Origin of the sequence: Bradyrhizobium sp. CSA112 (assembly GCF_029051645.1) — a bacterium.
Taxonomy (GTDB): Bacteria; Pseudomonadota; Alphaproteobacteria; order Rhizobiales; family Xanthobacteraceae; genus Bradyrhizobium.
Map to the genome: position 1 here is coordinate 167682 of NZ_JAACFS010000013.1, position 8445 is coordinate 176126.

Sequence of the window (8445 nt, forward strand, 5' to 3'; positions counted from 1 at the left end):
TTCAAACCAGTAATTCGCCCGCGAGGAATGTCTTGGCCTCGGCGGTTTGCGGCCTATCGAAGAACGACGCGGCGGCGCCGGTCTCCACGATGCGGCCGCGGTGAAGCATGACGATGTCGCCGGCGAGCCGTCGCGCTTCGCCGAGATCGTGGGTGGCCATCACGACCTTGATGTTGCGTTCGCTTACAGTGCGGATGATGTCCTCCACTGCCTTGGTGGCAGTGGGATCGAGGCTCGCGGTCGGCTCATCGAGAAACAACACTGCGGGATCGCGCGCAAGCGCCCGCGCCAGCGCGAGCCGCTGCTGCTCGCCGCCGGATAACCGCCGAGCAGCGCGATCAGCGAGCCGCTCGAGGCCGACCAATTCGAGCAGTTCACTGGTGCGGCGCGCATGCTCGGCGTGCGCGATGCTGGCAGCGCGCAGCGCGAAGCGGATATTGGCGGCAGCGCTGCGCCGAAGCATCGCCGGGCGCTGAAATACGATCGCGCGCTTCAGCGGCGGGACGTTTTCTCGGCCACCCCAGGTGATGCGCCCGCGCGACGGCGCGAGCAGCCCCATCGCCATGCGCAGCAGTGTGGATTTGCCCGAGCCGTTGGGGCCGATCAGCACGGTGGGCGGACCCGGCAGCAGCGTGAGCGAGATACTGTCGAGGATCGTGACGGGCCCGGCTGCAACCGTCACGCCTTCGAACACAATCGGCAGTTCTTCGGAAGGCGCGCGCATGGTCATCCCGCCAGTCGCTCGCCGGCCCGGCGCGCGGTCCAGGCCAGCGCGTTGACGGCGATCACGATCGCGATCAGCACGAGGCCGAGCCCGACCGCGAGCGGCAGGTCGCCCTTCGACGTTTCCAGCGCAATCGCCGTCGTCATGGTGCGGGTGAAGCCCTCGATATTGCCGCCGACGATGATGATGGCGCCGACCTCCGCCGCCGCGCGGCCGAAGCCGGCGAGTAGCGCCGTGACCAGGCTGAAACGGGCGTCCCAGATCAGCGTTGCGACCCGGCCCAGCGGGCCGAGATTCATCGCGGTCAGCTCGTCGCGGTATTCGATCCAAAGGTCCTCGATGGTCTGCCGCGTCAGCGCAGCGATGATCGGCGTGACCAGCACAGTCTGCGCGATGATCATGGCGGACGGCGTGAACAACAGGCCGAACGCGCCGAGCGGCCCGGACCGCGACAGCGTCAGATAGACCGCAAGGCCGACCACGACCGGCGGCAGGCCCATCAGCGCGTTGAGCATGACGATGACGCCCTGGCGTCCCGGGAATCTCGTCAGCGCAATCCAGGCGCCCAGCGGGATGCCGATCAACGCGGCCAGCACCACCGCGGAAAGACTCACATAAAGCGACAGCCGCACGATGGCGAACAGCGCGGGATCGCCGGAGAGCACGAGTTGAAGGGCTGTCAGGTCTTGGGGCATCGAAATTCCGTTTGGCAGATATCTTGCGCAGATGCCACTGATATGGTCAATTTCCGTAACATTTGCATTCAAATGCATATTGGTGCCTATGCCTGAACTGCTAACCACCGACGAAGCGGCTGACTATCTCCGGCTCTCGGAACGCAAGCTCTATGAGCTGGTGGCGGAGCGGGCGGTGCCCTGCAGCAAGGTGACCGGGCGCTGGCTGTTTCCGCGGGCCGCGCTGGACCGCTGGGTGTCCGCCGGCCTGATCGCGCCGGCTGCGCTGGCGCAGGTGGCGGCGCCGCCGATCGTCGGCGGCAGCCATGATCCGCTCTTGGAATGGGCGCTGCGCGAAAGCAATTCCGGCCTCGCCAGCCTGCCCGAAGGCAGCGAGGAAGGCCTGCGGCGGCTGACGCAAAGCGAGGTGATGGTCGCAGCGATCCATCTGCACCGCCTCGATGGCGACGACGAAACCGCCAATCTCGATGCGGTCGCCGCTGCGCCGGGGTTGCACGATGCCGTCGTGCTCGGCTTTGCACAGCGCGAGCAGGGCATTCTGGTTGCATCAGGCAATCCGCTCGGCTTAAGCGACATGGCCTCGATCGCGACAACGCGCGCGCGGATGGCGCAGCGTCCACCCGGAGCCGGCGCGCAATTGCTGCTGCTTGCGCTATTGGCGCGCGCCGGCATCGCGCTCGACGATCTGAAACTGGCAAAGCCCGCGTTTCCGACCGGACCGGATATCGCCCAGGCCATCCGCGCGGGCCGCATCGATTGCGGCATCGCGACGCGAAGCGTGGCGAAATCAGCGGGGCTCGATTTCCTGCCGCTTGCCTGGGAGCGTTTTGACCTCGTGATGCGACAGCGCGACTATTTCATGAAGGGGCCGCAGGCGCTGTTCGACTTCATGCGTCAGGCCGTGCTGCGCGACCGCGCCGCCGAGCTCGGCGGCTATGACGTCAGCGACGCCGGCGCGGTGCGGCTGGTGAACTAGGGCGCGGACTTATCAGCGCGCGGCCACATGCAGAGCTTTTTTCATGGAACAGAACAGCCTCTACGATCGCCCTGATCTATACGATTTGATGGCGGCAAGTGATCCGGCCATGGAGCGCTTCTACGTAGAGATAGCCAACGAACGAGGTGGTCGCGTCCTCGACCTCGCGTGTGGAACCGGTCGTCTCACTATTCCGCTGGCTCTATCAGGCTTGCAAGTGACTGGAGGTGACCTATCCGCCAAGATGCTCGAGCGTGCGCGACGTTCCGCCGAGGCACAGGCGGTCGAACTCGACCTGGTGCAGTTGGACATGCGCCATTTTGACTTAAATGGACGCACCTTCGGAACCATCATTGTTGCAATGAATTCGGTCCTGCACCTGCATAGCCTGGACGATTTCACGGGCTTTTTTCGGTCAGTCGCACGGCATCTATCACCGAAGGGCAGGCTTGTGTTCGATGCCTTCCTTCCGAATGCGGCGAGACTGAGCTGCACTCCCGACAAGCGCCAGCTGGTCGGATCGATTGTCCATGATACTCAAGGTGAGATAATCGTCGAGGAGACCCTAAGATACGATCCCCTCACCCAAATCAGTCACGTGGATTGGTATTGGTCGACATCGGCAAGGAAGGATTTCTGGAAGACTCCCTTGCAGATGCGAAACATCTTTCCGCAAGAGATGCCGTTGCTAATTGCATCAGGTGGCTTACGCCTCGTCGAGCGCTTCGGTGATTTTGACCGCAGCCCACTGGTGGCTGAAAGCGCGCGACAAGTATGCCTGTGTGACAACCAGGAATGAGAACCAAGTGGGCCTACAGACGAGGCTTGGCTGAGACCTGAAGCAAGTGTCCGCACCAGCCGCGGGCGTCGACTAGCTTGGAGAAAGCGGTTCCCGATCCAGCACGCCCATAAACCGGAAATCTTCGGGTTCGGCTCCGGATCGCCACCGCCACGCCACCAAATCGCCTAACGACTCAACGACGCCTATAGCCGCGGGCACCAAAAGGAGGAACTGATGGATACTCCAACGTCTGCCGCACCCGACGAAAAAGCACCTCCGCCGGACGAAGCCCTGGCGACACAACCTAGCAAAGAGAAGTCGAATCCCGCTAGCCCGCTGGAGATCAGCACAGAGCGATTCAACTCGTCCGTCGCCCGGTTGACCTCAAATTCGATAGACGAACTTCACAAGCTGGCTTCCGAACTCCAGAAAATGCAAGAGTTCCTGAAGTCCGAGGTCGACAGCGTGCAGCGCCAAATCGAAAGCGCGGTGGCTGGAATTAATATCATCGTCGAAACTATTGGTCCGTGGAAAAGCTTCGCGGGCTCACAAGCTCATCCGTCAGGCACTCGCAACGTGCGCGCGGGGGGACCGGCGGCCAACATCGAGCAACGCATTCGCGGATAGCAAGGCGCCGCAGGCGCTGTTCGGCTTCATGCGCCAGGCAGGCTTTCGCGATCTCGCCGCCGAGCCTGGCGATTGTGAAGTCAGCGACACTGGCGCGGTGCGACTCCTAACCTGAGGGCTATCGTCGCCCCGGCAGCCACGCGACATATCCGGCCTCGCCGAGCCGTTTCATCACGTCCTCCAGATGCGCGCGGTCCCTCGTCTCGATCACCACTTCGAGCAGGGTGCCCTTGGCCGGCAGGTCGGAGAACGTGCGCTGGTGCGAGACCTCGATGATGTTGGCGCCGGCTTCGGCGAGTAGCGCCGAGACGGCGGCGAGCTGGCCGGGCCGGTCGACGATGTCGATGGCGATCTGCGTCAGCCGCCCCTCGCGCGCGAGCTCGCGGGTCAGCACGGAAGCGATCAGCCGGGTATCGATGTTGCCGCCGGTGAGAACAAGCCCGACATTGTGGCCGGCAAAACGTTCCGGTGCGGCCAGCACCGCGGCAAGGCCCGCCGCGCCGGCGCCTTCGACCACGGTCTTTTCGATCGCAATCAGCATCGCCACCGCACGCTCGATCTGGTCTTCGGTGACGAGCACGATGTCGTCGACGAGGCGGCGGATGATCTCGGTGGCGATCCGGCCCGGCACCTTCACCGCAATGCCTTCGGCGAGCGTGTCGCCGCGCATCGGCAGGCGCTCGCCCTTGATGGCGTTGTACATCGAAGGATAGAGCTGCGCCTGCACGCCGACGATCTGCAACTCCGGCTTCAGCGATTTGGCCGCGACCGCCATGCCGGAAATCAGTCCGCCGCCGCCGATCGGAACGACCAGCATATCGAGCTGCGGCACGGCAGCGAGCATTTCGAGCGCGATGGTGCCCTGGCCTGCGATGATCAGGGGATCGTCGTAAGGGTGGATCATGGCGAGGTTCTTTGCCTTGCCATGCGTGCGCGCGAACTCGGCAGCCTCTTCCAGAGTCTTGCCTGATATGACGATCTCCGCGCCGTGACGCCTGGTGTTCTCGATCTTCACCATCGGCGTGCCTATCGGCATCACGATGGTAGCGGGAATGCCGAGCCGATGGGCGTGATAGGCGACGCCCTGCGCGTGGTTGCCGGCCGACATCGCGATCACGCCGCGATGCCGCGTCTCCGGCGACAGCGCCTGCAGCCGGTTGAGCGCGCCGCGCTCCTTGAAGGTCGAGGTGAACTGCAGGTTCTCGAATTTGAGCCAGAGATTGCAGCCGCAGATCTCGCTGAGCGTCCGGCTGGCATCGCATTCGGTAACGATGACGGAACCGCGGATCGCAGCCGCCGCGGCCATGACGTCATCGGGTGTGACGGCAAGGCCGGGTTCGGAAGCGTGCTGGTCCGGCGGGGCGTTCTTGGGGGCTTTCGGCATTTCGGAGGCCTCGTTGGGAGGCAATCGTATAGGCCTTTTCCGGCGGACGCGCCTCCTCCGAATCTCGTAAAATCCCGCCCCATGAACATGGGTGTCGCAAAAGGCCGCCGCGGCGTTACACTTGCGAGGGTCGCAGGGACAGCGGCCGGAGTTTTCAGATGAATCCATTGAGCGATGGACCGAAGGCGGAGGCCATCACGGTCGTGCTGGTCGAGGACGACGCGCCGACGCTTTGGCGGCTGCAGGACGCGCTCGCCAAGGCCGGGTACCAGGTCAGGGCTGCCGGCACGCTCACGGAAGCCCGCGCCTGTCTCGCGCAAGGCGCGCCAAAAGTGCTGCTGACCGACCTTCAATTGCCCGACGGCCATGGCGTCGACCTGATCCGCGAAACCCGGCAGCGCTTTCCCGAGACCGAGATCATGGTGATTTCGATCCTCGGCGACGAGGAGAGCGTGATCTCGGCGATCACCGTCGGCGCCACGGGCTATCTGCTCAAGGACGCGTTCCCGACCGATATCGCCGCCACCGTACGCGACCTGGTCGCCGGGCACTCGCCGATCTCGGCCTCGATCGCGCGGTTCATTGTGCGGCGGACCCAGAACACGCCCGAGCCGCCGCCCGGCCCTGCGCTCAACACCGCCAAGCTGACGCCGCGCGAAATCGACATCCTCTGGGGCATCGCCAAGGGTTTTAGCTATGCCGAGATCGCCAGCCATCTCGGCCTGTCGCGCCAGACGGTGCCCGGGCACATCAAGAGCATCTACCGCAAGCTCGAGGTCCATACCCGGGGCGAGGCGGTGTTCGAGGCGGTCCAGCAAGGCTTGATAAAGCTGTGAACGACCACGGAGACGACGCGCAACCGGACTTGCCCGGCCGCGAGCGGCGGCGGCTGCAAACGTCCCGTCTCGTCCAATACCTTTTGCTGCAGGCGCTGATCGTGGCCGCATGCATCTTCGCGCTGCGACAGTCGCTGCCGGAGCCTCCGGGCGAATATCAGGTCACGGCGTTCAGGCTCTCGGAAAGCGGCGCCGAACGCGCGGTGACGCTGCCGTATTTTTCATCCCTGCGCCACGCGATGAACGACCCGCCGCGCTTCGCCGGACAGTTCATCCGGCCGGCCAGTGAGGCCGCGCGTGCCTGGTCGGTATTTCTGCCGCGCTTCACCAACGGCGTCGAGGTCACCGTCAACGGCGTCGTAATCCTGGACAGCCGGCGCGACCCCGCCGCCAACCGTCCCGACCGCAACACGGCGCAGATCGCGGTGATCCCCGCGTCGGTGCTGCACGACGGCGCCAACGACGTTTCGATCAAGCTGTTCATCTGGGGCCCGATCACAGGATTTCTCGATCGCATCTGGGTCGGCCCGGACGAATTGTTGCGTCCGAGCTATAATCTGAGAACGCTGATCTTCGTCACCCTGCCGGTGGTGTTCTCGTCGTGGCAGGCGATCCTCGCGGTCATCCTGGGAATCATGTGGGTGATGCGGCGCCATGAGCCGGCCTATGGCGTTCTGGCCGCGGCAATGGCGGTGGGTGTCGGCCAAGCCTTTTTGCAAACGCCGATGGGCGAGACGCCGTTTTCCCGGCTCAACGTGATCCTGATTTCTTCGGCTCCGATCGAAAGCGGGCTGGTGCTGACATTTGCGCTGCTGTTCTCGGGCTGGAAATGGCAGCGCTACGGCTGGATCATTTTCATTCCCGGCGTGCTGTTGGCGCTGGCCGGCCTGTTCGGAAGCCAGGCGATGGTGCGAGCGCTGTTCCTGTATCTCGCCGTGCCGATGGTTGGCCTCTCCCTTCTCATCATAGCCGTCGTCACCGCCCGCTCGATGCTGAAGCGGCGGAATGTCGCGAGCCTGCTGCTCGGCTGCGCGGTCACGATCATGCTGACCTGCTGGGTTGTCGACCTGCTCTCGGTATTTCAGATGATGCCCAATCGCATCTTCACCGCGCGGCTGTCGTACTCGGCGATGCTGGTCGCGATCGGCGCAGGCCTGACCTGGCGGTTCGCGCGGGCGCTGAACGAGGTCGACGGATTTGCCAGCCGCCTGGTTACCCAGGTGCGCGAGGCGGAAGAGAAGCTGAAGGCCAGTTTCGCCCGCGAGGAGGAGCGCGCCCGCGCCGCGGCGCTGGCGCGGGAGCGCACGCGCCTGATGCGCGACCTGCACGACGGGCTCGGCGGCCAGCTCGTCAGCATCGTGGCATTGAGCGAACGCGGCAATGGTAGCGCACCAATCGGCGATGCGGCGCGCGCGGCGCTGAAGGATCTGCGCCTCGTCATCGACTCCATGGACGATATCGGCGGCGACCTGATGCTGGCGCTGGGCTCATGGCGCGAACGGGCCATGGCGCAGCTACGTCCGCACGACATCGCACTCGACTGGCGTGCGGTCACCCCGCAGGGCCTGCCGGTTCATCCCGAACTGCGGCCGTGGCACGTCATCCAGATCGTGCGCCTGCTGGATGAAGCCGTGACCAACGCGGTCAAGCATGCCAATGCGCGGCGTATCACGGTGAGGATAGAGACGCTCGCGGGCGCCGATGGCCTCGACCGCGGCTGCATCACCGTCGAGGATGACGGCACGGGTTTTGAGATCGCGCCTGACGGCGCGGCGGCAGGCGCGATAAAAGCGGCGCGCGGCTTGCGCAACATGCGAAGCCGCGCGGCGCGCTGTGGCGCGGAGCTGGAATTGAGCTCCTGCGCCCAAGGGACCGATCAAGGCACGCGCGTGAGACTGACATTACCCCACCGCTTTCCCGACAGCGACGGCGCTGCCGGTTGATTTACGTCTCTTCGTTTTGACGCGTTTTCTTTACGCGAACCGGAATCCACTTCGCTTGAAAACGCTTTGCGCTTAGCGACGGCCGACGCGATTGACCGGGCCACCGCGGTTCATGGGGGTGCCGGCACGAACGCCGACGCCGGGCGCGCCGACCCCGACACGGGCAACGCCGACGGCCGGCGTCACGACCGCAGCCGCCGCAACCGGCGTCGGACGCGCCACGCAACCCTTCGGCACGCCGACAGTCTTGCAGTAAACCACCGCCGCCTGGGCCGAACCCACACCGCCCAGCGCAAACGAAGCCACGGCCGAAAACGCCGCGATCGTCAGACCAGAGCTCAGCCAACCTGTCTTCCTCAACATGTGTCATCTCTCCCGAATTGGGCGTGCAGCTCTTTGCGATGTGCCGATCGGTCACCGCAGCCGACGCGAGATGTACATGCTCCTTGAGAGCCCGCGGCAACATCCCATGAAAATGG

Annotated in this window: 9 protein-coding genes; 5 read left to right on the forward strand and 4 right to left on the reverse strand. The window is 64.6% G+C overall.

Going from position 1 to position 8445, the window contains the following annotated elements; translation table 11 throughout:
- Window position 1: 1 nt before the first annotated feature.
- Window positions 2–724 (reverse strand): ATP-binding cassette domain-containing protein, encoded by a 723-nt coding sequence (locus GWE18_RS22265; protein WP_275187836.1) that lies wholly within the window; start codon window positions 722–724, stop codon window positions 2–4.
- Between the two features lie 2 nt (window positions 725–726).
- Window positions 727–1419 carry an ABC transporter permease gene (locus GWE18_RS22270; RefSeq protein ID WP_275187837.1) on the reverse strand — a complete coding sequence of 231 codons (693 nt, stop codon included), beginning with the start codon at window positions 1417–1419 and terminating at the stop codon, window positions 727–729.
- A gap of 88 nt (window positions 1420–1507) precedes the next feature.
- Here GWE18_RS22270 and GWE18_RS22275 point away from each other — a divergent pair, with 88 nt between their 5' ends.
- From GWE18_RS22275 to GWE18_RS22285, 3 genes are all read left to right on the forward strand, one after another.
- On the forward strand, window positions 1508–2395 hold the full coding sequence (locus GWE18_RS22275; protein WP_275187838.1) for a helix-turn-helix transcriptional regulator: 888 nt from the start codon (window positions 1508–1510) through the stop codon (window positions 2393–2395).
- A 43-nt stretch (window positions 2396–2438) separates the two neighbouring features.
- Window positions 2439–3194, forward strand: coding sequence for a class I SAM-dependent methyltransferase (locus GWE18_RS22280; RefSeq protein WP_275187839.1), 756 nt, complete (start codon window positions 2439–2441; stop codon window positions 3192–3194).
- Window positions 3195–3410: 216 nt separating this feature from the next.
- Window positions 3411–3803, forward strand: a complete 393-nt coding sequence (locus GWE18_RS22285; protein WP_275187840.1) for a hypothetical protein — start codon at window positions 3411–3413, stop codon at window positions 3801–3803.
- A 118-nt stretch (window positions 3804–3921) separates the two neighbouring features.
- Here GWE18_RS22285 and GWE18_RS22290 read toward each other — a convergent pair whose 3' ends face one another.
- Window positions 3922–5187, reverse strand: coding sequence for a threonine ammonia-lyase (locus GWE18_RS22290; protein WP_275187841.1), 1266 nt, complete (start codon window positions 5185–5187; stop codon window positions 3922–3924).
- Between the two features lie 158 nt (window positions 5188–5345).
- Between GWE18_RS22290 and GWE18_RS22295 the strand changes: the two genes are divergently transcribed.
- Both GWE18_RS22295 and GWE18_RS22300 read left to right on the forward strand, forming a co-directional pair.
- Window positions 5346–6023 (forward strand): response regulator transcription factor, encoded by a 678-nt coding sequence (locus GWE18_RS22295; protein WP_275187843.1) that lies wholly within the window; start codon window positions 5346–5348, stop codon window positions 6021–6023.
- Window positions 6020–7966 carry an ATP-binding protein gene (locus GWE18_RS22300; protein WP_275187844.1) on the forward strand — a complete coding sequence of 649 codons (1947 nt, stop codon included), beginning with the start codon at window positions 6020–6022 and terminating at the stop codon, window positions 7964–7966. The genes GWE18_RS22295 and GWE18_RS22300 overlap by 4 nt, the downstream gene beginning before the upstream one ends.
- Window positions 7967–8038: 72 nt before the next feature.
- On the opposite strand, the gene GWE18_RS22305 is transcribed toward GWE18_RS22300, so the two are convergent.
- Window positions 8039–8329 carry a hypothetical protein gene (locus tag GWE18_RS22305; RefSeq protein ID WP_275187845.1) on the reverse strand — a complete coding sequence of 97 codons (291 nt, stop codon included), beginning with the start codon at window positions 8327–8329 and terminating at the stop codon, window positions 8039–8041.
- Window positions 8330–8445: the final 116 nt, after the last annotated feature.

What these genes read in the sequence shown, in the direction of transcription:
- GWE18_RS22265 (WP_275187836.1), bottom strand. Translation starts at nt 724, where the DNA reads ATGCGCGCGCCTTCCGAAGAACTGCCGATTGTGTTCGAAGGCGTGACG.
- GWE18_RS22270 (WP_275187837.1), bottom strand. Translation starts at nt 1,419, where the DNA reads ATGCCCCAAGACCTGACAGCCCTTCAACTCGTGCTCTCCGGCGATCCC.
- GWE18_RS22275 (WP_275187838.1), top strand. Translation starts at nt 1,508, where the DNA reads ATGCCTGAACTGCTAACCACCGACGAAGCGGCTGACTATCTCCGGCTC.
- GWE18_RS22280 (WP_275187839.1), top strand. Translation starts at nt 2,439, where the DNA reads ATGGAACAGAACAGCCTCTACGATCGCCCTGATCTATACGATTTGATG.
- GWE18_RS22285 (WP_275187840.1), top strand. Translation starts at nt 3,411, where the DNA reads ATGGATACTCCAACGTCTGCCGCACCCGACGAAAAAGCACCTCCGCCG.
- GWE18_RS22290 (WP_275187841.1), bottom strand. Translation starts at nt 5,187, where the DNA reads ATGCCGAAAGCCCCCAAGAACGCCCCGCCGGACCAGCACGCTTCCGAA.
- GWE18_RS22295 (WP_275187843.1), top strand. Translation starts at nt 5,346, where the DNA reads ATGAATCCATTGAGCGATGGACCGAAGGCGGAGGCCATCACGGTCGTG.
- GWE18_RS22305 (WP_275187845.1), bottom strand. Translation starts at nt 8,329, where the DNA reads ATGTTGAGGAAGACAGGTTGGCTGAGCTCTGGTCTGACGATCGCGGCG.